General features: G+C 71.8%; 26 protein-coding genes. 18 read left to right on the top strand and 8 right to left on the bottom strand.

Features of this window, described 5'->3' with window-relative positions:
- Positions 1-82: 82 nt before the first annotated feature.
- Entirely contained in the window at positions 83-691 is a 609-nt protein-coding gene (locus DXZ73_RS24390) for a short chain dehydrogenase (RefSeq protein ID WP_116215821.1), read from the top strand.
- Between the two features lie 34 nt (positions 692-725).
- Here DXZ73_RS24390 and DXZ73_RS24395 read toward each other — a convergent pair whose 3' ends face one another.
- Positions 726-1,811, bottom strand: coding sequence for a DUF5937 family protein (locus DXZ73_RS24395; RefSeq protein ID WP_116213196.1), 1,086 nt, complete (start codon positions 1,809-1,811; stop codon positions 726-728).
- 98 nt (positions 1,812-1,909) lie between these two features.
- Between DXZ73_RS24395 and DXZ73_RS38820 the strand changes: the two genes are divergently transcribed.
- Positions 1,910-2,275 (top strand): hypothetical protein, encoded by a 366-nt coding sequence (locus DXZ73_RS38820; protein WP_205519218.1) that lies wholly within the window; start codon positions 1,910-1,912, stop codon positions 2,273-2,275.
- On the opposite strand, the gene DXZ73_RS24405 is transcribed toward DXZ73_RS38820, so the two are convergent.
- Positions 2,186-3,406: a threonine aldolase family protein gene (locus DXZ73_RS24405; protein WP_116213197.1), complete on the bottom strand. Its 1,221-nt coding sequence runs from the start codon at positions 3,404-3,406 to the stop codon at positions 2,186-2,188. The genes DXZ73_RS38820 and DXZ73_RS24405 overlap by 90 nt on opposite strands.
- 183 nt (positions 3,407-3,589) lie before the next feature.
- On the opposite strand from DXZ73_RS24405, the gene DXZ73_RS24410 reads away from it, so the two are divergent.
- From DXZ73_RS24410 to DXZ73_RS24455, 11 genes are all read left to right on the top strand, one after another.
- Positions 3,590-4,510 (top strand): Rossmann-like and DUF2520 domain-containing protein, encoded by a 921-nt coding sequence (locus tag DXZ73_RS24410; protein ID WP_240351473.1) that lies wholly within the window; start codon positions 3,590-3,592, stop codon positions 4,508-4,510.
- Entirely contained in the window at positions 4,507-5,382 is an 876-nt protein-coding gene (gene panC / locus DXZ73_RS24415) for a pantoate--beta-alanine ligase (protein WP_116213199.1), read from the top strand. Before DXZ73_RS24410 ends, panC begins: the two co-directional genes overlap by 4 nt.
- Positions 5,379-7,103 carry an L-aspartate oxidase gene (locus DXZ73_RS24420; protein WP_116213200.1) on the top strand — a complete coding sequence of 575 codons (1,725 nt, stop codon included), beginning with the start codon at positions 5,379-5,381 and terminating at the stop codon, positions 7,101-7,103. Before panC ends, DXZ73_RS24420 begins: the two co-directional genes overlap by 4 nt.
- The gene (gene nadC, locus DXZ73_RS24425) at positions 7,100-8,110 is read left to right on the top strand and encodes a carboxylating nicotinate-nucleotide diphosphorylase (RefSeq protein ID WP_116213201.1); all 1,011 of its coding nucleotides are present in this window, start codon (positions 7,100-7,102) and stop codon (positions 8,108-8,110) included. The genes DXZ73_RS24420 and nadC overlap by 4 nt, the downstream gene beginning before the upstream one ends.
- Positions 8,110-8,907: a type III pantothenate kinase gene (locus tag DXZ73_RS24430; RefSeq protein ID WP_116213202.1), complete on the top strand. Its 798-nt coding sequence runs from the start codon at positions 8,110-8,112 to the stop codon at positions 8,905-8,907. Before nadC ends, DXZ73_RS24430 begins: the two co-directional genes overlap by 1 nt.
- A gap of 147 nt (positions 8,908-9,054) precedes the next feature.
- Positions 9,055-9,690: a hypothetical protein gene (locus DXZ73_RS24435; protein WP_116213203.1), complete on the top strand. Its 636-nt coding sequence runs from the start codon at positions 9,055-9,057 to the stop codon at positions 9,688-9,690.
- A 132-nt stretch (positions 9,691-9,822) separates the two neighbouring features.
- A complete protein-coding gene (locus DXZ73_RS24440; protein WP_116213204.1) occupies positions 9,823-10,554 on the top strand; it encodes a hypothetical protein in 732 nt (243 codons plus the stop codon).
- Between the two features lie 67 nt (positions 10,555-10,621).
- Positions 10,622-10,786: a hypothetical protein gene (locus tag DXZ73_RS38315; protein ID WP_162890313.1), complete on the top strand. Its 165-nt coding sequence runs from the start codon at positions 10,622-10,624 to the stop codon at positions 10,784-10,786.
- 155 nt (positions 10,787-10,941) lie between these two features.
- Entirely contained in the window at positions 10,942-11,337 is a 396-nt protein-coding gene (locus tag DXZ73_RS24445; protein WP_116213205.1) for a BlaI/MecI/CopY family transcriptional regulator, read from the top strand.
- 9 nt (positions 11,338-11,346) lie between these two features.
- On the top strand, positions 11,347-11,865 hold the full coding sequence (locus DXZ73_RS24450; protein ID WP_116213206.1) for an amino-acid N-acetyltransferase: 519 nt from the start codon (positions 11,347-11,349) through the stop codon (positions 11,863-11,865).
- Positions 11,866-12,025: 160 nt separating this feature from the next.
- Positions 12,026-12,364 carry a histone-like nucleoid-structuring protein Lsr2 gene (locus DXZ73_RS24455; RefSeq protein ID WP_116213207.1) on the top strand — a complete coding sequence of 113 codons (339 nt, stop codon included), beginning with the start codon at positions 12,026-12,028 and terminating at the stop codon, positions 12,362-12,364.
- Here DXZ73_RS24455 and DXZ73_RS24460 read toward each other — a convergent pair.
- Entirely contained in the window at positions 12,295-12,945 is a 651-nt protein-coding gene (locus DXZ73_RS24460) for an SCO3374 family protein (RefSeq protein WP_116213208.1), read from the bottom strand. The two genes, DXZ73_RS24455 and DXZ73_RS24460, sit on opposite strands and share 70 nt — an antisense overlap.
- A gap of 502 nt (positions 12,946-13,447) precedes the next feature.
- Here DXZ73_RS24460 and DXZ73_RS24470 point away from each other — a divergent pair.
- Positions 13,448-15,973 (top strand): ATP-dependent Clp protease ATP-binding subunit, encoded by a 2,526-nt coding sequence (locus DXZ73_RS24470; RefSeq protein ID WP_116213210.1) that lies wholly within the window; start codon positions 13,448-13,450, stop codon positions 15,971-15,973.
- Between the two features lie 107 nt (positions 15,974-16,080).
- Here DXZ73_RS24470 and DXZ73_RS24475 read toward each other — a convergent pair whose 3' ends face one another.
- A complete protein-coding gene (locus DXZ73_RS24475; RefSeq protein WP_116213211.1) occupies positions 16,081-16,434 on the bottom strand; it encodes a trypco2 family protein in 354 nt (117 codons plus the stop codon).
- A 341-nt stretch (positions 16,435-16,775) separates the two neighbouring features.
- Between DXZ73_RS24475 and DXZ73_RS24480 the strand changes: the two genes are divergently transcribed.
- The 3 genes from DXZ73_RS24480 (at position 16,776) to DXZ73_RS24490 (ending at position 18,565) form a co-directional block, all read left to right on the top strand.
- Positions 16,776-17,510, top strand: coding sequence for a M23 family metallopeptidase (locus DXZ73_RS24480; RefSeq protein ID WP_116213212.1), 735 nt, complete (start codon positions 16,776-16,778; stop codon positions 17,508-17,510).
- 62 nt (positions 17,511-17,572) lie between these two features.
- Positions 17,573-18,049 carry a helix-turn-helix transcriptional regulator gene (locus DXZ73_RS24485; RefSeq protein ID WP_116213213.1) on the top strand — a complete coding sequence of 159 codons (477 nt, stop codon included), beginning with the start codon at positions 17,573-17,575 and terminating at the stop codon, positions 18,047-18,049.
- 54 nt (positions 18,050-18,103) lie between these two features.
- Positions 18,104-18,565, top strand: coding sequence for a VOC family protein (locus DXZ73_RS24490; protein ID WP_116213214.1), 462 nt, complete (start codon positions 18,104-18,106; stop codon positions 18,563-18,565).
- Between the two features lie 101 nt (positions 18,566-18,666).
- Here DXZ73_RS24490 and cseC read toward each other — a convergent pair whose 3' ends face one another.
- From cseC to DXZ73_RS24510, 4 genes are read right to left on the bottom strand one after another with little or no spacing between them, the layout of a single operon-like run.
- Positions 18,667-19,968, bottom strand: coding sequence for a two-component system sensor histidine kinase CseC (gene cseC, locus DXZ73_RS24495; protein ID WP_116213215.1), 1,302 nt, complete (start codon positions 19,966-19,968; stop codon positions 18,667-18,669).
- 30 nt (positions 19,969-19,998) lie between these two features.
- A complete protein-coding gene (gene cseB / locus DXZ73_RS24500; protein ID WP_116213216.1) occupies positions 19,999-20,700 on the bottom strand; it encodes a two-component system response regulator CseB in 702 nt (233 codons plus the stop codon).
- A gap of 7 nt (positions 20,701-20,707) precedes the next feature.
- Positions 20,708-21,370 carry a hypothetical protein gene (locus tag DXZ73_RS24505; protein WP_116213217.1) on the bottom strand — a complete coding sequence of 221 codons (663 nt, stop codon included), beginning with the start codon at positions 21,368-21,370 and terminating at the stop codon, positions 20,708-20,710.
- Positions 21,358-21,909 carry a SigE family RNA polymerase sigma factor gene (locus DXZ73_RS24510; protein WP_116213218.1) on the bottom strand — a complete coding sequence of 184 codons (552 nt, stop codon included), beginning with the start codon at positions 21,907-21,909 and terminating at the stop codon, positions 21,358-21,360. Before DXZ73_RS24510 ends, DXZ73_RS24505 begins: the two co-directional genes overlap by 13 nt.
- Positions 21,910-22,241: 332 nt before the next feature.
- On the opposite strand from DXZ73_RS24510, the gene DXZ73_RS24515 reads away from it, so the two are divergent.
- Positions 22,242-23,138: an A/G-specific adenine glycosylase gene (locus DXZ73_RS24515; protein WP_116213219.1), complete on the top strand. Its 897-nt coding sequence runs from the start codon at positions 22,242-22,244 to the stop codon at positions 23,136-23,138.
- The last annotated feature ends 62 nt before the right edge of the window (positions 23,139-23,200 follow it).

Below are 23,200 nucleotides of genomic sequence, written 5' to 3' on the forward strand. Positions count from 1 at the left end.
GAAGGCATTTCCGGGTGTGTGAGGGGCTGACTAGCGTCGGAGTCGTTCCTGTTGCTTCCCAATGACTCCCTGGATGGACAGCATGAAGATTCTCCTTGTCGGCGCCTCCGGCACCCTGGGCGGCGCGGTGCGCACGGCACTGGCCGGGCGCGGCCACGACGTGATCACCGTCGGCCGTACGGGCGGCGACGTGGTCTGCGACATCACCGACCCCGAAGCCGTGGGGCGGCTTTACGAGCGGGTGGCGGGCGGGAGCGGCCTGGACGCGGTCGTGTGCGCGGCGGGCGACGCCGTCTTCAAGCCGCTCGGCGAGCTGACCGCCGACGATGTCGCCGCCTCCTTCCGGGGCAAGGCGCTGAGCCAGATCGAGCTCGTTAGGCAGGGCTCGCGGCACCTGTCCCCGGCCGGGTCCTTCACCCTGATCAGCGGCGTCCTGACCCAGGAGCCCATCCTCGCGGGGGCCGCGGCCTCCGCGGCCAACGGCGCGGTGGAGGCCTTCGTGCGCGCCGCCGCGATCGAGCTCCCGCCGCAGCGGATCAACGCCGTCAGCCCGACCGTGGTCACCGAGTCCCTCGACGCCTACGGCGCGTTCTTCCCCGGCATGGAGTCCGTACCGCTCAGCCGTGTCGCGAACGCCTATGTCCGCTCGGTCGAGGGCCGCCAGACGGGGCGGATCTACGAGGTGGTGTAGGCGGGCGGCCCCGGGGCCCGTCACCTGGAGCGCGTCACCGCAGCACCGTCTCCAGGAAGTCGCTCCCCAGGCGCGCCACCGTCGTCAGATCCAGCTGGTGGAGCACGTACCGCCCGCGCCGCCGCGTGCTCAGCAGCCCCGCCTTCTTCATCACGGCTATGTGCCGTGACACCTCGGGCGGCGTCAGGTTGTACGCCGCGGCCAGCTCGCCCGTGGTGTGGGGGCCGCGCGCGAGGGTGCGGCACAGCCGCATCCGCACCGGGTGGGCGAGGGCCTCCAGCCGCTGCTGCACCAGGTGCGGGGCCGTGGGCTGGGGGAGCTCGGTGGCGGTCACCGGATACTGGATGACCGGCTTCCACCCGGCCCGGTGCACGGCGAAGAGGTGCGGCCAGCCGAAGGCGGTCGGCAGGAACATCACCCCCTGCCCGTACGCCGCGGTGGTCCGTCCGTTCGCCAGCTTGTCGACGACGATGCGGGACCGGTCCTCGCTGAGCGAGACGGCGGGGGAGACCGCGGTGAGGGCCTCCGCGAGGCCCTTGTGCTGGAGGAGGTCGGCCTTGTGCCGGGCGTCGGTGGCGAGCTGCACCCGGACCCGCTGCCAGTTGTCACCGAAGAACGCCTGCTCGCAGTCCTCGAAGAGGCGCCGCAGCCAGGCGCGCAGGACATCGGGGGTCTCCAGCATCCGTTCCGCGAACGCCGCCTGCCGCGGCCCGCGCGCGGCGGAGAGCTCCAGCACCCGCGCCCGCTGCCTGGAGTCGACCAGCGGCGACGGCCAGCCCTTCTCGTAGCCGGAGGTGCAGGTGACCTCGAAGGCCGCGGACGTGAACGTCTCGTCGTCCATCAGGTCGAGGTCGTCGAGCTCCTCGGCGAGCGTGGCCCGGGGGACGGCCGGCAGCAGGATGTCCGAACGCGTGGAGCGCCACAGGAAGTCCGCCTCGGTCAGCCGGTCGGCGAGGTCCGGCTTGAGCGAGGAGGCGGTGGTGGTGGCCCAGGCGTGCAGCCCCGGGTGGTGCCCGGGCTCGGCCAGCGCGTGCAGCATCGCGCCCAGTTCCGCCAGGGGCGAGGGGCAGAACTGGATGCGCTCGAGCGGCAGTCCGGTGATGTCGATGTCCACGCTCATGTGCTCATCGTGCCTCTCTTTTCGCAGGTCGGGCCGTCGATTGACAGTCCTCGTCAATTGGCGCGCCAGTGGCTTCGCGACCGGCGCAGGGTGGGGACATGAACGCCACTCAGCAGCACATGCTCGACCTCTACCGCACCGCCCAGCATCAGGAGCCCGCCCCGCTCACCCCGGGCGAGGGGCAGCTCCGGGCCCTCCGCGCGTTCCGCACCTGGAGGGACTTCCGGGCCGTCGTCGACGAGCGCGCCGCGGCCCGCCGCTCCCGCCGGCACGCCCTGCTCTCCTTCCTCCGGCCGGGGACGCGCACTCCGGCGCACCCGGTGGCCCGCGCCGCCGCCCGCCCCGCGGCGGAGGCCCGGACCGCGGAGCCCGCCTCACCCTGCGCCTCCGGCGCCCGCCGGAACCCGGGCCAGGACCGCGACGACCGCCTCGACGACCGCCTCGGGCGTCCAGCTCAGTGCTGACGAGGTGATCGTGACCTCGGTGAACGACAGACCGGGCACGTCGGAGGACGACCAGCCGTCGAACACCGTCGTACGGGTCTCCTCCGCCAGCGCCACCCCGGCCTCCTCCAGCGCGTGTGCCGGATACGGCAGCCACACCTGGAACTGGTGGGTGTGCGGCACCCTTGGATTGACCCGGAACCACGGCACCCCGGCCGCTCGGAAACCCTCCTCCAGCGCCGCCGCCACGACCCTGGCGTGCGCCACGTACGACGGAAGCCGGGGCAGTTCGCGCTCCAGCCCGGACAGCGCCGCGAGCGCCGCGGGCCACTGCTGGAAGACGTCGCCGCCGTACCGGTGCCGCCACGCCTTCGCCTCCTCCACCAGCTCCGCGGGCCCGGCCAGCGCGGCCCCCGATATGCCGCCGAGCGATTTGTAGAAGGACACGTAGACCGAGTCGGCGAGGGCCGCCACCTCGGCCGGACCCACACCGAAGTGGGTCGCGCACTCCCACAGCCGCGCGCCGTCGAAGTGGACCACCGCCTCCCGCTCGCGGGCCGCCTCCACCACGGCGGTGAGCTCCTCCCACGTGGGCAGGAGGAAGCCCGCGCCCCGCAGCGGCAGTTCGAGCGCGAGAGTCCCGAAGGGTTCGTCGAGATCGCGGACCTCCGCGGCAGTCGGCGGCCGGGGACCGCTCGCGAGACGCACCGCGCGCAGGCCGGAGACCTGTGCGTACGCGCCGCGCTCGTCCTTCTCCAGATGGGACATGGGGTGAAGTGCCACCACCGGGCTGCCGGTGCGCCCCGCCCAGCACCGCAGGGCCACCTGCTGCGCCATCGTGCCGGTCGGGAAGAACGCCGCGGCCTCCGTGCCCAGCAGCTCCGCGACCTCTCGCTCCAGCTCGCCGACGATCCCGTCGCCGTACATATCCGCCTGCTCGTCCAGGCCACGGCCCGCGGGGGCCTCCGCGGACAGTGCGGCCAGCCGCTCGGCGATCGTCGCCACGGGCGGGCCCGCCGAGAGGACCCGCTCCGAACCCCGCACGGCCGCGACCCTGCGCGCCCGGTCCACACCCGGCCCCTCCTCCGGCTCCGCCGCGCCGGTTTCCGCCGTCGCCGCCTCGGTCTTCTCCCCGGTCCTGTCGTCAGCCATGTGCCGATGATGGCGCATCTCCGGAACACCGCCCGAGTTATCCACAGGCGGGTTATCCACAGGGCTGGGACGTTCGGAATCGGCCGCCGCACACTCGCGTAGCATGACGAAGGAATCGTCCGGTACCCGCCCCTGGCCTGCGGCATGGGGGACCCCAGGACTGGAACGGAAGGCCATCGCCGCGTGAACGCACAACCCATCCCGCAGCACCCGAGCCCACAGGACCGACCGGCCCGGCTCACCGTCGGCGTCGTCGGCGCGGGCCGTGTCGGCCCCTCGCTGGCCGCCGCGCTGCGGCTCGCCGGGCACCGCCCGGTCGCCGCCTCCGGAGTCTCCGACGCCTCGGTGCGCCGGGCCGCCGACCTGCTCCCCGGAGTGCCCCTCGTCCCGCCCGCCGAGGTGCTCGCGCGCGCGGATCTGGTGCTGCTCACCGTGCCCGACGACGTCCTCCCCGGGCTGGTCGCCGGGCTCGCCGAGACCGGCGCCGTCCGCCCCGGCCAGCTCGTCGTGCACACCTCGGGCCGGCACGGCACGGCCGTCCTCGACCCGGCGCGCAGGGCCGGCGCCCTGCCGCTCGCCCTGCACCCCGCCATGACCTTCACCGGCACACAGCTGGACGTGGAGCGGCTCGCGGGCTGCTCCTTCGGCGTCACCGCGCCCGACGAGCTGCGGCTCGCCGCGGAGGCCCTGGTCATCGAGATGGGCGGCGAGCCCGAGTGGATAGCGGAGAGCGCCCGCCCCCTCTACCACGCGGCCCTCGCCATCGGCTCGAACCACCTGGTCACCCTGGTCGCCCAGGCCATGGACCTGCTGCGGACCGCGGGCGTCGAAGCCCCCGACCGCATGCTCGGCCCCCTGCTCGGCGCCGCGCTCGACAACGTCCTGCGCAGCGGCGACGCCGCCCTCACCGGCCCGGTGGCCCGCGGCGACGCGGGCACCGTCGCCGCCCACATAGCGGAACTGCGCACCCACGCACCCCACGCCGTCGCCGGATACCTGGCCATGGCACGCACGACCGCGGACCGCGCCCTCGCGCACGGCCTGCTCAAGCCGGAACTGGCGGAGGACCTGCTCGGCGTCCTCGCGGACGGAGGCAACGAATGACCACCCAGCTCACCCGTACGGCAGAGGAGCTGCACGCCCTGCCCCGCGCGGGCCGACGAGCCGTCGTGATGACGATGGGCGCCCTCCACGAGGGCCACGCCACCCTGGTCCGCACCGCCCGCCGGCTCGTGGGCACGGACGGCCAGGTCGTCGTCACCGTCTTCGTCAACCCCCTCCAGTTCGGCGCGGGTGAAGATCTCGACCGTTATCCGCGCACCCTCGACGCCGACATCGTCCTCGCGGAGAAGGCCGGCGCCGACATCGTGCTCGCCCCCGCCGTCGACGAGGTCTACCCCGGCGGCGAGCCCCAGGTGCGGATCACCGCCGGGCCCATGGGGGAGCGCCTCGAAGGCGCCCACCGTCCCGGCCACTTCGACGGCATGCTCACCGTCGTCGCCAAGCTGCTCCACCTCACCCGGCCCGACGTCGCGCTCTACGGCCAGAAGGACGCCCAGCAGCTCGCGCTCATCCGCCGCATGGTCCGCGACCTCAACTTCCCCGTCGAGGTCGTGGGCGTCCCCACCGTCCGAGAGGGCGGCAACCTCGCCCTCTCCAGCCGCAACCGCTATCTCTCCGAGGCCGACCGCGCCTCCGCCCTGGAGATATCGCGTGCCCTGCTCACCGCGGAGGCGGCCGTCGCCAAGGGCCCCGCGGCCGTCCGCCGCTCCGCCCGCGCCATCCTGGACAACGCGGCACGGATGGAGCCCCCGGTCGTCCTCGACTATCTGGCGCTCGTCGACCCCGCAGACTTCACCGAGGTCCCCGACGGCCACACCGGCGAAGCGGTCCTGGCCGTCGCCGCCAAGGTGGGCACCACCCGCCTCATCGACAACATCCCCCTGACCTTCGCGGAAACCGGAGCACAGCGATGACCGGCATACGGCTGCACGCACCCCGGCCCGGCTGGTCCGTCGACGCCGATGTCGTCGTCGTCGGATCCGGCGTCGCGGGGCTCACCGTCGCGCTGCGCTGCGCCGCCGCCGGGGCCGCTGTCACCGTCGTCACCAAGGCCCGCCTCGACGACGGCTCCACGCGCTGGGCGCAGGGCGGCATCGCCGCCGCGCTCGGCGACGGCGACACCCCTGAGCAGCACCTCGACGACACCCTCGTCGCCGGTGCCGGGATCTGCTCGGAGGAGGCCGTGCGCGCGCTGGTCACCGAGGGCCCCGACGCGGTGCGCCGCCTCATCGCCACCGGCGCCCTCTTCGACACCGACAGCGACACCGGCGAGATCCTGCTGACCCGCGAGGGCGGTCACCACCGCAGCCGGATCGCCCACGCCGGCGGCGACGCCACCGGTGCCGAGATCTCCCGCGCCCTTGTCGGGGCCGTCCGTGACGCGGGCATCAAGACCGTGGAGAACGCCCTCGTCCTCGACCTCCTCAAGGACTCCGAGGGCCGCGCCGCGGGTGTCACCCTGCACGTCATGGGCGAGGGCTGCCACGACGGCGTCGGCGCCGTGCGCGCCAAGGCGGTCGTGCTGGCCACCGGCGGCATGGGCCAGGTGTTCTCCGCGACCACGAACCCCCCCGTCTCCACCGGCGACGGCGTCGCCCTCGCCCTGCGCGCCGGGGCGGAGGTCTCCGACCTGGAGTTCGTCCAGTTCCACCCGACCGTCCTGTGGCTCGGCCCCGACGCCGAGGGGCAGCAGCCCCTGGTGTCCGAGGCGGTCCGCGGCGAGGGCGCCCACCTCGTCGACGCCGACGGCCACCGCTTCATGGTCGGCGCCCACGAGCTGGCCGAGCTGGCCCCGCGCGACATCGTCGCCAAGGGCATCACGCGCCGCATGCAGGAGCTCGGCGCCGATCACATGTACCTCGACGCCCGGCACTTCGGCGCGAAGATGTGGGCCCACCGCTTCCCCACCATCCTCGCCGCCTGCCGCGCCCACGGCATCGACCCCGTGACCGAGCCCATCCCGGTCGCGCCCGCCGCGCACTACGCCTCCGGCGGCGTACGCACCGACCTGCACGGCCGCACGACGCTGCCGGGGCTGTACGCCTGCGGCGAGGTCGCCTGCACCGGCGTCCACGGCGCCAACCGGCTCGCGTCCAACTCCCTCCTGGAGGGCCTGGTCTTCGCCGAGCGCATCGCCGCGGACATCGCGGCGGACGACTGCGCGGCGCCGGGCGAGGCCACCGTCGCCGACCGGCCGGCCACCCCCCTCCTCGCCCCCGAAGCCCGCTTCGCGATCCAGCGCATCATGACCACGGGCGCCGGAGTGCTGCGTTCCGCGGAGAGCCTGGAGCGGGCCGCGGCCGACCTGGACCGGCTGCTCTCCCAGGCGGTCACCACGCTGGAGACGGACGGCAAGACCGCCGAGCCCGGCACCGAGAGCTGGGAGGCCACCAACCTCCTGCTCGTCTCCCGCGTCCTGGTCGCCGCCGCCCTGCGCCGCGAGGAGACCCGCGGCTGCCACTGGCGCGAGGACTTCCCCGACCGCGTCGACACCACCTGGCGCCGCCACCTCCTGGTCACCCTGCGCCCCGACCGTACGCTCGCGGTCTCCCGCACGGACTCCGCGGCCTTCCCCGCGGTGTCCGCCACAGCAGTCCCGCCCGTCACTCCCGCCGCCCTCAAGGAGACACCGTGAGCACCACCGACGACCTTCCCCTGCACCAGATCGGCCTGTCCGAGGAGGAAGCCGCGGCCGGCGGCTGCGGCGACGGCTGTGGCTGCGGCGAGACGTTCGAGGCGGACGCCATGGAGTGCGGGCTCGACCCCGCGCTCGCCGAGCTGCTCGCGGGCGCGGGCCTGGACCCGCTCCAGGTCGAGGACATCGCGCACCTCGCGGTCGAGGAGGACCTCGACGGCGGCGAGGACATCACGACCGTCGCGACCATCCCCGAGGACGCCGTCGCCACCGGCGACTTCACCGCCCGCGAGGACGGCACCGTCGCCGGTCTGCGCATCGCCGAGGCCATCCTCTCGGTCGTCTGCACCGACGAGTTCGAGGTCGAGCGGCACGTCGAGGACGGCGACCGGGTGTCGGCCGGCCAGAAGCTGCTGACCGTGCGCACCCGCACCCGCGACCTGCTCACCGCCGAGCGCAGCGCGCTCAACCTGCTCTGCCACCTGTCCGGCATCGCCACCGCCACCCGCGAGTGGGCCGACATCCTCAAGGGCACCAAGGCCGCCGTCCGCGACACCCGCAAGACCACGGTCGGCCTGCGTGCCCTGGAGAAGTACGCGGTGCGCTGCGGCGACGGCGTCAACCACCGCATGTCGCTCTCCGACGCCGCGCTCATCAAGGACAACCACGTGGTCGCCGCCGGTGGCGTCGCCGCCGCCTTCCGCGCCGTCCGCGAGCGCTTCCCCCAGGCGCCGGTCGAGGTCGAGGTCGACCGGCTCGACCAGATCGCGCCGGTCCTCGCCGAGGGCGCCGACCTGATCCTGCTCGACAACTTCACCGTCGAGCAGACCCGCGAGGCGGTCGAACTCGTCGCGGGCCGCGCCATGCTGGAGTCCTCCGGCCGCCTCAGCCACGTCAACGCCCGTGCCTACGCGGAGACCGGCGTCGACTACCTCGCGGTCGGCGCGCTCACCCACTCCTCCCCGATCCTCGACATCGGCCTGGACCTCCGGGAGGAGACCGCCTGATGCTGCTCACCATCGATGTCGGCAACACCCATACCGTCCTCGGTCTGTTCGACGGCGAGGACATCGTCGAGCACTGGCGGGTCTCCACCGACGCCCGCCGCACCGCCGACGAACTGGCCGTCCTGCTCCAGGGTCTGATGGGCATGCACCCGCTGCTCGGCGAGGAGCTGGGTGACGGCATCGACGGCATCGCGATCTGCTCCACGGTCCCCGCCGTCCTTCACGAGCTCCGCGAGGTCACCCGCCGCTACTACGGCGACGTCCCCGCGGTCCTGGTCGAGCCGGGCGTCAAGACCGGCGTGCCGATCCTGATGGACAACCCCAAGGAGGTCGGCGCGGACCGCATCGTCAACGCCGTGGCGGCCGTCGAGCTCTACGGCGGCCCCTGTGTCGTCGTCGACTTCGGTACGGCCACCACCTTCGACGCGGTCAGCGCGCGCGGGGAGTACGCGGGCGGGGTGATCGCCCCCGGCATCGAGATCTCCGTGGAGGCACTGGGCGTCAAGGGCGCCCAGCTCCGCAAGATCGAGCTGGCCCGCCCGCGCAGCGTCATCGGCAAGAACACGGTCGAGGCCATGCAGTCCGGCATCCTCTACGGCTTCGCGGGCCAGGTCGACGGCGTCGTCACCCGGATGGCCCGCGAGCTGGCCGACGACCCCGACGATGTCACGGTCATCGCCACCGGCGGCCTCTCGCCGCTGGTGCTCGGCGAGGCGTCGGTCATCGACGAGCACGAGCCCTGGCTCACGCTCATCGGCCTGCGCCTGGTGTACGAGCGCAATGTCGCCCGCACATAGGGCACCGGCGGGTACGGTCGGGAGCGTGGTGCGCTCGTAGGGAATGCTCCCGCGGGCGCAACCGGGGGGCCGCTCCAACTGTCCTGTCAGCTGCGGGACATGATCGTGCACATGATGGGCGTGGAGCGTATGCGCAGGAAGTGGACAATGCGACGGCTTGCGGCCGTCGCCGCGGTGGCGGCGGCCGGACTGGGCCTGGCCGTCGGGCCGGTGAGCGCCGGTGAGCTGCCGCGCGCCGACTACCAGGCCGTCGCCCATCCCGTCGTGGGCCGCGTCGGCCAGACCGTCGAGGTCGAACTGGGCGTCAGGAACGGCGGCCCCGCCCCCGCGGCCGTCCGGGGCGGTCATGGCGCCGGCACGTACGAGGTGATCCCGCCCGCGGGGACCACCATCACCGCGGCGCGCCCGCCGCAGGGCGGTGGCCGGCAGCCGTGCGTGGCGAAGGCGACGCCCACCGGCCCGGCCGCGTACGTCTGCGCGATCGGTGAGGACTTCCCCGCGGGCGACCAGGAGACGCTGCGCTTCCAGGTCCGCATCGACAGGAAGGTCGAGGGCGCGGAGGGCCGGGTCCAGGTGCTCGACCACGACGCCGGGCAGGCGCCCGACCCGGACCCGGCCAACGACTCGGCCCCGATCCGCGTGGAGCTCCTGCCCCCGGCCCCGCCGCCCGCCCGCGCGGAGGACCTGGGCACCAACGGCACCCTCCTCATCGCCACCACGTCGGGCACGGCCCTCTCGGCGGGAGCCATAGCCCTGGGCGCCTCCCGCCGCCGTCAGCGCTGACGCGGCCGCCGGAGGGCGGCCCGCCGCGGGAGCGGAAGCCGTACCTGACGATGGGCCGCGGCCAAACATCCATGCCACGCCCGAAATGCATTGATCGGACAATTTTGTCCGCTTAGCACTTAAAGTCAGCGCATGCCCACGCCTTATGGAACACGCGGCGGCATGGCGTTCAGCGCGGACGAACTGCGCGTGCTGCGCCGAGCCCTCGCCATCGCCCTCGACCCCCAGTCCGTGCCCAGGAGCCCCGGTCCCGAGCGTGACGAAGAGGTGCGCGAGTGCCTCCGGCTCGCGGAGTCCGTGGACGAGGCGGCCCACGAGGGCGGCCGGCTGCGCGCCTTCCTCCTCGCCGACCTCATCCGTTACCGCGCAGCCCTGCCGGGGACCGCCGCCGGTTACACCGAACGGCTCCAGAACGCCCTCTCGGCGGGCTACCAGCCCCGCGCCGAGGACCTCAAGGCGCTGCGCACGCTCTGCGCGGGGCCGTCCGGGGGCGCCGAGGCGGACCGCCGCCGCGCGCTGCTGCACCGCTGTGAGCACCTCGCCGAGCTCGGCGTACGGGCACGGCTGGCCGACCGCTCGGTCGCCGGCGGTGTGCCCATGTCCCGGCCGGAGCCGCGTGCGCGCCTGCTCGCCCTCGCGGGGGGCCGGGCGGCCGGGGCGACGGCGATCGCCGCGCCGGAGGCCCGTCCCGACCCGAAGCCTGCGCCGAAGCCCGAGCAGAAACCCGCCCCGTCGGCTCCCGCGCCGAAGTCGCCGCGGCCCGACCGTCCCATTCCCACCCCCGGCGAGGTCTTTCCCCCGCGGCGCAAGGTTCCTCCGCCGTCGGGGGCCGAGGTTGCCGACCCCCGGGCCCGGCCCGCCTGATGCGCGCGTAATCTGGACGGGTCGCTCAGGCAATCGCAGAATCCAGAACCAGAAGGAGCCGACGGCCATGGACTATGTTGCCGCGCTGGTCCCGCCCGTGGTGATGGCGGTCGCATTCATCGCGCTGATCGTGACGATCGTCAAGAGCCAGGGTGGCGAGAACAAGGCGAAGGAAGACGCCATCGTCGACGCCGCCATGGCTCGCGCCGGGAGTGCCGAGCAGGCCCCCTAGGGCGGCGCCCCCGACTTCCCGCCGAAGGGCGGGTCTGCCGTTTGGGCGTACCGCGTCCTCAGGGCGTACGGTCCGAGACCGCATTTCTCGGCCGTGCGCCCTTTTTCCTGCCCGGATAAACCGGCATTCTAGACATCTCCCACTATTATTCGCGTGTGGTTCGACGCCTGGGTGATCTGGAAGACGCCGTGATGACGCGCGTGTGGGACTGGAACCGACCGGTCACTGTTCGAGAAGTGCTGGAAGACCTTCAACAGGAACGGTCGATCGCCTACACCACGGTCATGACCGTAATGGACAACCTGTATCAGAAGGGCTGGGTCCGGCGGGAAGCGGAAGGCCGCGCCTATCGATATGAGGCGGTCTCCAACCGGGCCGCCTACTCGGCCGCACTGATGAACGAAGCGTGGTCCGTCAGTGACAACCCGGCGGCCGCACTCGTCGCCTTCTTCGGGATGATGTCGGCCGAACAACGCGAAGCCCTGCGCGACGCCATCCACATCGCGCAACTCGACGGGCCCGCCGACAGCGCCGGGGCTCCCGAGCGATAGCGTCCGGGCATGCCCGCACAATCAAAAGTCGTCACCGTCCGCCGCGCCCGGACCGGTGATGTCCCGGCGGTGCGCCGCCTCATCAACACGTACGTTCGTGAGCGGATCCTGCTCGACAAAGCCACGGTCACGCTTTACGAGGACATCCAGGAGTTCTGGGTGGCCGAGCGGGACGCCGACGGCGAGGTCGTCGGCTGCGGCGCACTCCACGTGATGTGGGAAGACCTCGCGGAGGTGCGCACTCTCGCGGTGGACCCGGCCGTCAAGGGCGCCGGAGTCGGCCACGCGGTACTGGGCAAGCTGCTCCAGACGGCACGCTGGCTCGGCGTCCGGCGCATTTTCTGCCTCACCTTCGAAGTGGACTTCTTCGCGAAGCACGGCTTCGTGGAGATCGGCGAGACGCCGGTCGACGGCGATGTCTACAGCGAGCTGCTGCGGTCCTATGACGAGGGCGTTGCCGAGTTCCTGGGTCTCGAACGGGTGAAGCCGAACACCCTTGGCAACAGCCGGATGCTTCTGCATCTGTGATCGCGGTCCCTATGTCCGAATCGCGCCCCTATCCCAGACCTCCGGAAGGCATCGTTCCCACGTGGAAGGCGGGCTGAACCTTCCCGGGGGGTTTGTGTTTTTCAGAGAAAGGCGGTTTGCTATTCCTCCGTAATCCCATTTTCCACTGAAAGGATTCCCCGTGGCACAGAAGGTTCAGGTCCTTCTTGTTGATGACCTCGACGGTGGCGAGGCGGACGAGACCGTGACGTTCGCGCTCGACGGCAAGTCCTACGAGATCGACCTCACCGCCGGCAACGCGGACAAGCTGCGCGGGGCGCTCGCGGACTACGTGAAGTCCGCCCGCCGCACCGGCGGCCGCACCGCGGGCAGCCGTGGCAAGGCCCGCGCCGGTTCCACCGGTGGCAGCCCCGACACCGCGAAGATCCGCGCCTGGGCCAAGAAGAACGGCTACAGCGTCAACGACCGCGGCCGCGTCCCCGCCGACATCCGTGAGGCGTACGAGAAGGCCAACGGCTGATCTCCCGTCGGCTGACGCGTGCGCGCATCCCCGGCGCGCAGCAACCGGGCCCGGTGGCATTCCGTAGCCGCCGCGCTCACGAGCCGCACGAGATCGGGGGCGCCCCCATCGCCCCCGAGGCCGGTCACCGGCAGTGTCGGCTCCACCTCGCACCCCGGCTCGGGAGGCCGTACCCACACGGCCTTCCCCGTGCCGAGCGCCACGAGGTGCCCGCGGCCCTCGCCGGCGGGCACAGGTGCGACCATCCGGCCGCCCGACCCCAGCGCGGCCAGCTCCAGGGCCACCCCGCCCCACTCCAGCCAGTCGAGCAGCCCCGGCAGCTCGTCCGCGCTGCCGGCGGCGATCAGGAACCGCAGCCTCCGCGCTCGCTCGTCGAGCGCGACGGGCCCGGTCCGGCCCACCCGGCCGAGCACCGCGCGGCCGGCGTCCAGCGGCAGGTCGAGGACGTCGAAGCGCACCCCGGTCACCAGCTCCAGGGGTTCCTCGCCGGTGGTGGGCCAGTTCAGCTCGCGCTCGTACCAGCGGCGCGCCTGGCACCATGGAGATGCGGGGCCGCAGGGGCGCGGGAGGGCAACGGTCATACGCGGTGCAACTGAGAAGCGCCCAAGAGGTTACGCAGGGTTGGTAGTTGGGCACGCTCCGTATAAGGGGCAAGGGGCGCACGGAGGCTCCGGAAGGCGCGAGGTTGTTCGCCCGTAGCTGAGGGGCGAGGGCCGCGCCGCATGGACCGCCGGTGCGTACGGGTAAGACATTCCCAGTGGGAAAGAGGCGGTACAGCAGCGGTCGGAGCGCACCACCGGGGGCGGTGGTGGGGTGCCGAGCGGGCGTGTCGGGCCAGGGGTGCGTTCGCCATGGGCGTAGTGGTGGTGAGCGTATATGCCTGGCCTGCGGGAACATCGTCTCCCACCATCGGGTTGGAGGAGTTGTCGGCTGTTCGGCAGCAGGTTTCCCCGCCGACGCGGGGGTGATCCGGACGGATGTCGGCAGTTGGAATGAGCTGTCCCGTCCCGCGGGACTAGCATGCGGAAGGACAGGGAGGGGACCGACCCCTAACTGCCTGACCGCTCTGAGGAGCGATTAACGATGTTCGAGAGGTTCACCGACCGCGCGCGGCGGGTTGTCGTCCTGGCTCAGGAAGAAGCCCGGATGCTCAACCACAACTACATCGGCACCGAGCACATCCTCCTGGGCCTGATCCACGAGGGTGAGGGTGTCGCCGCTAAGGCCCTGGAGAGCCTCGGGATTTCGCTCGAGGCGGTCCGCCAGCAGGTGGAGGAGATCATCGGGCAGGGGCAGCAGGCCCCGTCCGGGCACATCCCCTTCACTCCCCGTGCCAAGAAGGTGCTGGAGCTGTCGCTCCGCGAGGCCCTTCAGCTCGGCCACAACTACATCGGTACGGAGCACATCCTGCTCGGCCTGATCCGGGAAGGCGAGGGCGTCGCCGCCCAGGTCCTGGTCAAGCTGGGCGCCGACCTGAACCGGGTCCGGCAGCAGGTCATCCAGCTGCTCTCCGGCTACCAGGGCAAGGAGGCCGCCACCGCCGGCGGCCCGGCCGAGGGCACGCCCTCGACCTCGCTCGTCCTGGACCAGTTCGGTCGCAACCTGACGCAGGCAGCGCGCGAATCCAAGCTCGACCCGGTCATCGGGCGCGAGAAGGAGATCGAGCGGGTCATGCAGGTGCTCTCCCGCCGTACGAAGAACAACCCGGTCCTCATCGGCGAGCCCGGCGTCGGCAAGACGGCGGTCGTCGAGGGCCTGGCCCAGGCCATCGTCAAGGGCGAGGTGCCCGAGACCCTCAAGGACAAGCACCTCTACACCCTTGACCTCGGCGCCCTGGTCGCCGGCTCCCGCTACCGCGGTGACTTCGAGGAGCGCCTGAAGAAGGTCCTCAAGGAGATCCGCACCCGCGGCGACATCATCCTGTTCATCGACGAGCTCCACACCCTCGTGGGTGCGGGCGCCGCCGAGGGCGCGATCGACGCCGCCAGCATCCTCAAGCCGATGCTGGCCCGCGGTGAGCTCCAGACCATCGGCGCCACCACGCTCGACGAGTACCGCAAGCACCTGGAGAAGGACGCCGCCCTCGAGCGCCGCTTCCAGCCCATCCAGGTCGCGGAGCCGTCGCTGCCGCACACCATCGAGATCCTCAAGGGTCTGCGCGACCGGTACGAGGCGCACCACCGCGTCTCCATCACCGACTCCGCCCTGGTGGCCGCGGCCCAGCTGGCCGACCGCTATATCTCCGACCGCTTCCTGCCGGACAAGGCGATCGACCTGATCGACGAGGCCGGATCCCGGATGCGCATCCGCCGGATGACCGCGCCGCCGGACCTCCGCGAGTTCGACGAGAAGATCGCCGACGTCCGCCGGGACAAGGAGTCCGCGATCGACTCGCAGGACTTCGAGAAGGCCGCCTCCCTGCGCGACAAGGAGAAGCAGCTCCTCGCCGCGAAGACCAAGCGGGAGAAGGAGTGGAAGGCCGGCGACATGGACGTCGTCGCCGAGGTCGACGACGAGCTGATCGCCGAGGTCCTGGCCACGGCCACCGGCATCCCGGTCTTCAAGCTCACGGAGGAGGAGTCCTCCCGCCTGCTGCGCATGGAGGACGAGCTGCACAAGCGCGTCATCGGCCAGAAGGACGCCATCAAGGCGCTCTCCCAGGCCATCCGGCGCACGCGTGCGGGCCTCAAGGACCCGAAGCGCCCCGGCGGCTCGTTCATCTTCGCGGGCCCGTCCGGTGTCGGTAAGACGGAGCTGTCCAAGACGCTCGCCGAATTCCTCTTCGGTGACGAGGACGCGCTGATCTCCCTCGACATGTCGGAGTTCAGCGAGAAGCACACCGTCTCCCGGCTCTTCGGCTCCCCGCCCGGATATGTCGGTTACGAAGAGGGCGGCCAGCTCACCGAGAAGGTGCGCCGCAAGCCGTTCTCCGTGGTCCTCTTCGACGAGGTCGAAAAGGCCCACCCGGATATCTTCAACTCGCTGCTCCAGATCCTGGAGGACGGTCGCCTGACCGATTCCCAGGGCCGCGTGGTCGATTTCAAGAACACCGTCATCATCATGACGACCAACCTTGGTACCCGGGACATCTCCAAGGGCTTCAACCTGGGCTTCGCCGCCCAGGGCGATGTCAAGACCGGGTACGAGCGGATGAAGGCGAAGGTCAACGAAGAGCTGAAGCAGCACTTCCGGCCCGAGTTCCTCAACCGCGTCGACGACACGGTCGTCTTCCACCAGCTCACCGAGGAAGACATCATCCAGATCGTCGACCTCATGGTCGCCAAGGTGGATGAGCGGCTCAAGGACCGCGACATGGGCATCGAGCTCAGCTCTGAGGCCAAGTCGCTGCTGGCGAAGAAGGGCTACGACCCGATCCTGGGCGCCCGCCCGCTGCGCCGCACGATCCAGCGCGAGATCGAGGACATCCTCTCGGAGAAGATCCTCTTCGGTGAGCTCCGCCCCGGCCACATCGTGGTCGTCGGCACCGAGGGCGAGGGTGAGGAGAAGAAGTTCACCTTCCGCGGCGAGGAGAAGTCGGCTCTGCCGGACACCCCGCCGATCGAGTCCGCGGCAGGTGGCGCGGGCCCGAACCTCTCCAAGGACGCGTAAGGCGCCCTGGACACAGCTGAAAAAGGGGTGGGCCCCGGAACCGCACGGTTCCGGGGCCCACCCCTTTTTCAGCTCTTCCGGTGAATTTCATTCACCGGAATTGACGGTCATGGCCCCGCGGGGCCGAACCGGGACACGCCACCCGGGCGCTCATTGCCCACCCGCAGGCTCCCGCCCGTACGGGCATCCTTCGGCGTGAGCGTGAAAGAGACCCGGTGGGTGCGCGTCGAACCCCGGGACGCCTCCGTCTCCGCGCTGACGACCCAGGCCTTCACGCCACCCGAGCCCCGGAGGTCCCTGCGGATCTCCACGCTGAACTCCATGGCGATCGGGCCGACGTCGAAGACGACGTCCTGGCCCGCGCCGCGCGCCGCGGCCGTGGTGAGGCCGTCGCGGACCGCCTGGACGGCGTCCGCCAGCTCGATGCCCTCGATCTCGGAGTGGTGCGAATCCCTGCCCATCGCGGCGCCCCCCGGCGTGTGCGGCCCGTCGTCTGCTGCCGTCCGAGAGCGTACCGCCGGGACGCGGGCCTTGGTCCCGGAACGGCGAAGGCCGAAAGTCCCGGGGCGGTGACAAGCCGCACAGGGCGAATTCCGGCTACTACCCGCATTAGCGGCCGGACAGGCACCACAAAAGCGTGATTTTGTCCGGCGAAGCCCGGGGGTAGGGACCAAATGCCTTCGCGGCGGATACGAAATCCGCTAGTAGAAGGCGCCCTTGGCGGACCGGAAATTGCGGGTTACCAAGGTATGGCGATCCCGGTCCACAGCCGGGGCCCATTCATGCCTGGAGGTATTTCTTCATGTCGAAGCACACCACTTTCCGTAATGCGAGCACTTCCGCCCTGCGCTCCCGCGCCGCCGTCCTGGCCGCCGGGCTCGGCGCCTCGCTCGCTCTCGGAACCGGTGTGGCGCTCGCGGCGGACACCTCCACCGCCCAGGAGCAGGTCCCGGCGTTCGCGTCCGTGGTGGCGCTGGGCGGCGCGCTGCACGCCCAGGCCGAGACCCAGCTGAAGGCCGCCGCCAAGGAGCAGGCCGACCGGGCCCAGGCCAAGCAGGAGGCCGACAAGCGCGCCGCGGACGCCCGCAAGGCCGCCGAGGCCTCGCGCAAGCGCGCCGACGCCTGGGTCGCGCCCGTCGACGGCTACCGGATCGGCCAGCCCTTCGGCATCTCCGGCAACATGTGGGCCAACAAGCACAGCGGCCAGGACCTGGTCGTCGACAGCGGCACGGTCGTGAAGGCCGTGCACGGCGGCACGGTCGTGAAGGCGGGCCCCAACGGCGGCGGCGACGGCCCGGCGTACGGCAACGCCATCGTGATCAAGCACGACGACAACACCTACTCGCAGTACGCCCACCTGTCGCAGGTCGAGGTGCGCGTCGGCCAGGCGGTCACGACCGGCCAGGAGATCGGCCTGTCCGGCTCCACCGGCAACTCCTCCGGCCCCCACCTGCACTTCGAGATCCGTACGACCCCGGACTACGGCACCGCCGTCGAGCCCCGCGCCTTCCTGAGCGCCCACGGCGAGAACCTCTGACATCACCGCTGGTCAGAACGTATGCGGGGGTCGTTGTCAGACCCCCGTGCCAGCATCGGTGCATGCAGCCGACGGAAGTGAGAACGGCTCCTGACCCGGCGCACCGACTGGCGCAGCTGCGCCGGCTGCGCCTCGCCAAGGACGCCATGGACCGTGACTGGGCCGAGCCGCTCGACCTGGACGCGGTGGCCGCCCACGCCGGATATTCGAGATTCCACTTCGTCCGCGCCTTCAAGGCGGTGTACGGACGCACGCCCGGCCGGTATCTGAGCCGACGGCGCATAGAGCGGGCGCAGGAGCTGCTGCGCACGGCGAATCTGTCGGTCACCGAGATCTGCACCCTGGTCGGATTCAGCAGCCTCGGCACCTTCTCCGCGAGCTTCAAGAAGCAGACGGGGCTCACGCCCAGCGCCTACCGCGCCCGCCACGCCGCCCGGGGCGCCGGGCACATACCTGGGTGCTACGCCCTGCTCTGGAGCGGCGGTTTCCCCACGGTGGAGGCGGTCGGCAAGGACCGCAATTCTGGAGAAGCATCCTGAACCCGGGCGGGCCTACGGTGGTCGTGAAGCAGCCGGAACCCCTGGGAGCGCGCCATGATCAAGGGCATTGCCATCACCACCGTCTGGGTCCTCGACCAGGACCGGGCGAAGGAGTTCTACACCGAGAAGCTCGGGTTCGAGGTCCGCACAGACATGACCATGGGCGGTGACAAGGGCATGCGCTGGCTGACGGTCGGCGCGAAGGACCAGCCCGACGTCGAGCTCACCCTGATGGTGCCCGGGGCGCCCGGCCTGGACCCCGAGTCCGCGGAGGCCCTGAAGAAGCTGGTCGCGAAGGGGACGCTCGGCGCCGGGGTGCTGAGCACCGACGACATACACCGCGACTACGAGACGCTCAAGGGCAAGGGCGTGGAGTTCCTCCAGGAGCCCCAGGAGCGGCCGTACGGCACGGAGGCGATCTTCCGTGACGACTCGGGCAACTGGTTCTCGCTCACGCAGCGCCGCGACCAGCTGGATCTGGACAAGGCGTGGGGCGAGTGCGTGGATCCGATGTAGCGACCCCGGCCGGGCACCCGGCCGGCCCGGGGCTCCGGGGCGGAGTCCCGGTTCCCCGAGCACCCCACGCGCCGGTTCCTCCGGGCCTCGATACGCAGCTCTCAGTCCGGCACCTGGATGATCGGGAAGCTGCCAGTGCTCGTCGGGGCGGACTCCGGCAGCCAGAGCACGGCGATCGCCCCGCGCCCCTCCTCCGCCTCCGGGTCCGCGTTGCGGAAGGTGAGCCGCGCCCCGAGCACCCGTGCCTGGCCCGCGGCGATGGTCAGGCCCAGGCCGTGGCCCTTGCCCGCGCGGTCCGAGCTGCCGGTGCGGAAGCGGCTCGGGCCCTCCTTCAGCAGCTCCTCCGGGAAGCCCGGCCCGTGGTCGCGCACGCGCAGCACCCGGCCCTCCACGGTCACCTCGAAGGGCCCCTTGCCGTGCTTGGCGGCGTTGGCCAGCAGATTGCCGAGGATGCGCTCCAGACGGCGCGGGTCGGTGGAGACATAGGCGTCGCGCACGACCTTGACCTGTGCCTGGGGCTCGGCGATCCGGACCCTGCGGAGGACGAATTCGCCGAGCCGGATGTCCTGCATCTCGGCGCGCTCCGCGAAGCCGTCCAGCCGGGCGACCTCCAGGACGTCCTCGACCAGGGTGCGCATGGCCTGGGCGCGGTCCCTGACGAGCTCGGTGGGGCGGCCGGGCGGCAGCAGTTCGGCGGCGGTGAGCAGACCGGTGACGGGGGTGCGCAGCTCGTGGGCGATGTCGGCGGTGACCCGCCGCTCGGCCTCCAGCCGGTGCTGGAGCGCCTCGGCCATGCCGTCGACCGCCCGTGCCAGGTCGTCGGTCTCGTCCCGCACCCGCCCCCCGATGGCTTCGCGGACCCGCACCTCGGCGTCCCCGTCGGCGAGCTTGCGGGCGGCGGTGGCGGCCTTCCGCAGCCGCCGGGAGAGCTGGCCCCCGATGAGGATGCCCAGGGCGCAGCCGCCCAGCACCACCGAGACCGAGCCGATGATCAGCGCCCGGTCGAGGGCGTCGAGGATCGAGAAGCGGTCCTGGAAGCGGGTGTGGATCGAGAGGATCTTGCCGTTCCGCAGCGGGGTCGAGGCCCACACCTCGGGGGTGCCCTTGCCGCCGGAGTCCTGGAGGTAGGTGGCGCGCAGGCCCACGGCCGCGGCGTCCTTGAGCTGCTTGGGGAGCGCCGGGTCGTCCAGCTTCGCGTGGAGCATCAGCCGGTGGGTGCTCTCGTAGTAGCCCTGGGCGATCTGGACCCGCGAGTCCATCACGTCACGGGCGTTGTCGAGCATGGACAGCCGCGCCGCGTTGTGCACGACCAGGCTCAGCGCGACGGCCACCAGCGCGCTGACACCGGCGATGGCGAGGCTGACCTTCCAGCGCAGACCGGTTCGGAGGGCCAGCTTCACCACGGGAGACCCCGGTGGTTCACCATCGGGAGGTCAGCCTCTGAGCTTGTAGCCGAAGCCACGGACCGTCTCGATGCGGTCCTGGCCGATCTTGCCCCTGAGCCGCTGCACATGGACGTCGACGACGCGGGTGTCGCCGCCCCAGCCGTAGTCCCAGACCCGCTCCAGGAGCCGGTCGCGGGAGAGCACGGTGCCCGGCGCCGCGGAGAACTCCAGCAGCAGCCGCATCTCCGTCGGGGTCAGGGCCACGGGCTCGCCGGCCTTGTGCACCTCCATGCCCTCCGTGTCGACCTCCAGGTCGCCGAAGCGCAGCACACCGCCCTCGAGCGGCTCGGGGTCGTCGGCCGCGCCGCCGGAGCCGCCGGCGTGCCCGAAGCGCCGCAGCACGGCCCGTATCCGGGCGACGAGCACGGCACCGTCGAAGGGCTTGGTCACATAGTCGTCGGCTCCGGCCTCCAGGCCGAGCACGACATCGATGGAGTCCGCGCGCGCCGACAGCATGATCACGGGCACGGTCGACTCGTCACGGATCCGGCGGCACAGGCTCACCCCGTCCAGCCCCGGCACCATGACGTCGAGCAGGGCGATGTCGGGCCTGCGGGCGCGGAAGCGCTCCAGCCCCAGCAGCCCGTCGGGCACCGCGGTCACCTCGAAGCCGTCGCGCTCCAGCGCCAGCTGGGTCGCCTCGCGGATGACGTCGTCGTCCTCGACGAAGAGCACATGCGTATCGGCCACGCTGCTCTCAGCCCTCCGTTCCCACGCTCGGGAGTTCACCCTTGTCGTTGTTGCCGCCGACCTTGCTGAAGTCGGTGTGCGTGCGACTGGCCTCGCGGAACTCGTTCCCCGACCAGTGGTACGTCATGACGTCCTCGCCCGACGCGCAGCACGCCGCGTCGCCGGGGCCGTAGACCTGCTTGGTGACCCGCAGGTCGCGGCGGTCTATCTCGGCGTAGACGGGCGGCTGCTCGGCCGTGAACACATTCTCGTACGAGTCGCCCTTGGCACGGTACACATACGAAGCGACCCCCAGGGAATCCCCACAGGTCAGCACGTTGACGACCACGTCGTTGCGGGAGCCCTCGGTGACCTGCCCGTAGATCACGTCGACGGGGTACTGGTTCTTCTCGCAGGGCTTGAGGTTCTTCTTGACCTGCTCGCTGACCTTGGGGTCGCTCTTGATCAGCTTTATGGCGTCTATCTTCCCCTGGGTGGGGACCGCCGACGCCGCGGGCATCCGGGTGGGCTTCGCCGCGGACTGGGTCTGCGCGGTGCCCTCCTTCCGTACGCCCTCACTGCCCGCCTCGCATCCGGCAAGCAGAAGACCGGCGGCCGCGGCCAATGCTGCGACCGTGCCGCCGGTGATCAGTGCCGGCCTGGTGGGAGCCGCCTTTTTCAGGCTGCGCACCGTTCCTGCCCCCGCTCGTTGCGCTCAAGGGCGTGGAAGTCCAGGTCGCGGCTCTCCAGCTCCTGACGGAGCCGGGCCAGCGCCCGGTGCAGCGTGCTCTTGACCGTGCCGGTCGACATGCCGAGCGCCTCCGCGGTCTCCTCGGTGCTCATCTGCTCCCAGTGCCGCAGCACGACGACGCTGCGCTGCTTGGGTGCCAGGACTCCGAGGATGTCCATCAGCAGAGCGCGGTCGGCGTGCTGCTCCGTGCCGTCCTCGACGCAGGCGTCGGGGAGCTGCTCGGTGGGCACCTCGTCGAGCTTGCGGGCGCGCCACCACTCCGTACGAGTGTTGATCATGACACGACGGAGGTAGGCGTCGGCAAGCGACTTGTCCGCTATGCCTTCCCAGCGGCCGTACGTACGCACCAGGGCGGTCTGGAGGAGGTCCTGTGCGTCGATGGGGTCCGGAACGAGACGGCGGGCGCTGCGCAGGAGGGCGTCCTGACGGTTGCGCACGTACTCCTCGAAGTCCAGAACCTTGCTGCCGCTGCTGGCCATCTTGCAGCCTCCATTCCGCTTGCATTCCCCGCGTCACGCTGGTGGTCCTCCAGCACGAGTAGGACGCTACGGAGGAGCTGTTGCGGCGCGATGTGCAGCAGCACTGCGGCTGGTGCACAGCTATCCATAGGTTGTGTAACAGCGATGAGGGAAAGCCGAAGAAATGGGGCGCAAAGGGGGCTGCGCGCCTTTGCTTTGTTGCTGTGACGTGGGTGCCGGCCGTCGGACCGGGTGGGCCGCCCCCACGAGGTTCCGCCCCGGACCCGGACAGTGCTCCGCGGGGCCGGGGCCCCCGGGCCCGGCGCCCGCCCGGCCGTGCCAGGATCGTGGTGATGACTGCCGCACCCACACCCGTCGACGCGTCCCTCCACACCCCCGTGATCGCGTGGTTCGAGACGCATGCCCGCGACCTCCCCTGGCGCCGCCCCGAAGCGGGCCCCTGGGGCGTGCTGGTCAGCGAGTTCATGCTCCAGCAGACGCCGGTCAGCCGGGTGCTGCCGGTGTACGAGCAGTGGCTCGCCCGCTGGCCGCGCCCCGCCGACCTCGCGGCGGAGCCGCCCGGCGAGGCCGTGCGGGCCTGGGGCCGGCTCGGCTACCCGCGGCGCGCGCTGCGGCTGCACGCCGCGGCCTCGGCGATCACCGAGCTGCACGGCGACGAGGTGCCGAGCGACCACGCCGAGCTGCTGGCGCTGCCGGGCGTCGGCGAGTACACCGCGGCGGCGGTCGCCTCGTTCGCGTACGGGCAGCGGCACGCGGTCCTGGACACCAACGTCCGCCGGGTCTTCGCGCGCGCCGTGAGCGGCGCGCAGTACCCGCCGAACGCCACCACCGCCGCCGAGCGGAAGCTGGCCCGCGAGCTGCTGCCGCGGAGCGAGCCGACGGCCGCCCGCTGGGCGGCGGCCACGATGGAGCTGGGGGCGCTCGTCTGCACGGCGCGCACCCCCGACTGCGCCCGTTGCCCGATCGCCGCCCGGTGTGCCTGGCGGGCGGCCGGTTCGCCCGCGCACGACGGCCCGCCGCGCCGCGGCCAGACCTACGCGGGCACGGACCGCCAGGTCCGGGGCAAGCTCCTCGCCGTCCTCCGCGAGGCCCTGGAGCCCGTACCGCAGCGGACCCTGGACGCGGTCTGGGACGAGCCGGTCCAGCGGGCGCGCGCGCTCGACGGCCTGGTCGCGGACGGCCTGGTGGAACCCCTGCCCGACGGTCTGTACCGGCTGCCGCTCACGTAGTCCGGGGGCGCGCGCCCCCGGAGCATGTGACTTTCGGCAGGGGCGCGCGGGACCTTCGCACC

Source organism: Streptoverticillium olivoreticuli subsp. olivoreticuli (genome assembly GCF_003391135.1).
Taxonomy (GTDB): Bacteria; Actinomycetota; Actinomycetes; order Streptomycetales; family Streptomycetaceae; genus Streptomyces; species Streptomyces blastmyceticus.

Excerpts from the sequence above, each read along its gene's own strand:
- DXZ73_RS24435 (WP_116213203.1), top strand. The coding sequence starts at position 9,055 with ATGCGACGGCTTGCGGCCGTCGCCGCGGTGGCGGCGGCCGGACTGGGC.
- DXZ73_RS24395 (WP_116213196.1), bottom strand. The coding sequence starts at position 1,811 with ATGAGCGTGGACATCGACATCACCGGACTGCCGCTCGAGCGCATCCAG.
- DXZ73_RS24510 (WP_116213218.1), bottom strand. The coding sequence starts at position 21,909 with ATGGCCAGCAGCGGCAGCAAGGTTCTGGACTTCGAGGAGTACGTGCGC.
- DXZ73_RS24430 (WP_116213202.1), top strand. The coding sequence starts at position 8,110 with ATGCTGCTCACCATCGATGTCGGCAACACCCATACCGTCCTCGGTCTG.
- DXZ73_RS24490 (WP_116213214.1), top strand. The coding sequence starts at position 18,104 with ATGATCAAGGGCATTGCCATCACCACCGTCTGGGTCCTCGACCAGGAC.
- DXZ73_RS24390 (WP_116215821.1), top strand. The coding sequence starts at position 83 with ATGAAGATTCTCCTTGTCGGCGCCTCCGGCACCCTGGGCGGCGCGGTG.
- DXZ73_RS24450 (WP_116213206.1), top strand. The coding sequence starts at position 11,347 with ATGCCCGCACAATCAAAAGTCGTCACCGTCCGCCGCGCCCGGACCGGT.
- DXZ73_RS24405 (WP_116213197.1), bottom strand. The coding sequence starts at position 3,406 with ATGGCTGACGACAGGACCGGGGAGAAGACCGAGGCGGCGACGGCGGAA.
- DXZ73_RS24480 (WP_116213212.1), top strand. The coding sequence starts at position 16,776 with ATGTCGAAGCACACCACTTTCCGTAATGCGAGCACTTCCGCCCTGCGC.
- panC (WP_116213199.1), top strand. The coding sequence starts at position 4,507 with ATGACCACCCAGCTCACCCGTACGGCAGAGGAGCTGCACGCCCTGCCC.
- DXZ73_RS38820 (WP_205519218.1), top strand. The coding sequence starts at position 1,910 with ATGAACGCCACTCAGCAGCACATGCTCGACCTCTACCGCACCGCCCAG.
- DXZ73_RS24470 (WP_116213210.1), top strand. The coding sequence starts at position 13,448 with ATGTTCGAGAGGTTCACCGACCGCGCGCGGCGGGTTGTCGTCCTGGCT.
- DXZ73_RS24420 (WP_116213200.1), top strand. The coding sequence starts at position 5,379 with ATGACCGGCATACGGCTGCACGCACCCCGGCCCGGCTGGTCCGTCGAC.
- DXZ73_RS24485 (WP_116213213.1), top strand. The coding sequence starts at position 17,573 with ATGCAGCCGACGGAAGTGAGAACGGCTCCTGACCCGGCGCACCGACTG.
- DXZ73_RS24440 (WP_116213204.1), top strand. The coding sequence starts at position 9,823 with ATGCCCACGCCTTATGGAACACGCGGCGGCATGGCGTTCAGCGCGGAC.
- DXZ73_RS38315 (WP_162890313.1), top strand. The coding sequence starts at position 10,622 with ATGGACTATGTTGCCGCGCTGGTCCCGCCCGTGGTGATGGCGGTCGCA.
- DXZ73_RS24460 (WP_116213208.1), bottom strand. The coding sequence starts at position 12,945 with ATGACCGTTGCCCTCCCGCGCCCCTGCGGCCCCGCATCTCCATGGTGC.
- DXZ73_RS24515 (WP_116213219.1), top strand. The coding sequence starts at position 22,242 with ATGACTGCCGCACCCACACCCGTCGACGCGTCCCTCCACACCCCCGTG.
- DXZ73_RS24475 (WP_116213211.1), bottom strand. The coding sequence starts at position 16,434 with ATGGGCAGGGATTCGCACCACTCCGAGATCGAGGGCATCGAGCTGGCG.